General features: G+C 72.1%; 1 protein-coding gene. It reads right to left on the bottom strand.

Features of this window, described 5'->3' with window-relative positions; translation table 11 throughout:
* Positions 1–113: 113 nt before the first annotated feature.
* Positions 114–755, bottom strand: coding sequence for an MBL fold metallo-hydrolase (locus tag GT042_RS14060; RefSeq protein ID WP_161309042.1), 642 nt, complete (start codon positions 753–755; stop codon positions 114–116).
* Between the last annotated feature and the right edge of the window lie 257 nt (positions 756–1,012).

Genomic DNA, 1,012 nt, shown 5'->3' with positions numbered 1-1,012 from the left:
CGGGGCGCGCCCGGCGCGCTCTGACGGGCGCTCGGGCACCCCCTCCGCCGGACACACCGGAGCGGCGGGAAGCGCCGGGAAGGAGCCGTCAGCGTTACGGTCGCACCGTACGGTCACACCGTCAGCGACTCACCCGGGGCGAGGATCGTCAGCGCCGTTCCCGTCAGGCCGCCCTCACCCAGAATCGCCGCGGTGGACTTCTGCCCCAGCTCACTGAGCAGCAGTTCGTGGATCTGGACCACACGCTGCGGCTTGACGGCCCGTACGTAGTCCGCGGCCTCGCTCAGCTTGGTCCACGGTCCGCTCGTCGGCAGCAGCAGCGTCCCGACCAGCGCGTTCGGTACGTGGTACGAGTCGCCGGGGTGGAAGACGGTGCCGTCGACCAGGTAGCCGACGTTGTCCGCGACCGGGATGTCCGGGTGGATGGGAGCGTGCCGCTCCCCGTCGACCGCGACGGAGAAGCCGCCGACGGTGAACGTGTCCCCGGCGGTCACGGCCGTCACCCGGCCGGCGTGCTCCCCGAGCTGTTCCGTCACGACCGCCGGGCCGAAGACCACCAGGTCGGGCCGCGCGTCCAGCGCCGCGGAGATCAGCTCGGCGTCGAAGTGGTCGGCGTGTTCGTGCGTCACGAGCACCGCCGCCGCGCCCGCCACCGCTTCCCCGGCCTCAGGGGTGTACTTCCCCGGATCGAGCACGAGGGTCACGCCGTCCTTCTCCAGCGCGACACAGGCATGGGCGTACTTGGTCAACTTCATGGTGGCTCCTCACGGACGGCGGCGAACTGTACAACCCGAGTGTACAACTTGGCTGTATAAGGCGATCCGGGGGCGGGCGGGGGCCAGGGGCCCTGGTCTACCCCTGCCCGTCGTCGTACGCCGCCAGCTTGTCCAGCAGTCCGGGCAGCGCCTCCAGCTGCCGGCGCTCGTCCGCGTCGAGGGTGACCGCGATGGCGCCCGCCATCCAGTCGCGCCGGGCGCGGCGGTCCGCCTCGACGGCCTCACGCCCGGCCTCC

Source organism: Streptomyces sp. SID3212, assembly GCF_009865405.1.
In the GTDB taxonomy this organism is placed as follows: domain Bacteria; phylum Actinomycetota; class Actinomycetes; order Streptomycetales; family Streptomycetaceae; genus Streptomyces.
This window is presented reverse-complemented; position numbering and strand designations above follow the sequence as displayed.

Coding starts and splice junctions, on each gene's coding strand:
- GT042_RS14060 (WP_161309042.1), bottom strand. CDS start 755: ATGAAGTTGACCAAGTACGCCCATGCCTGTGTCGCGCTGGAGAAGGAC.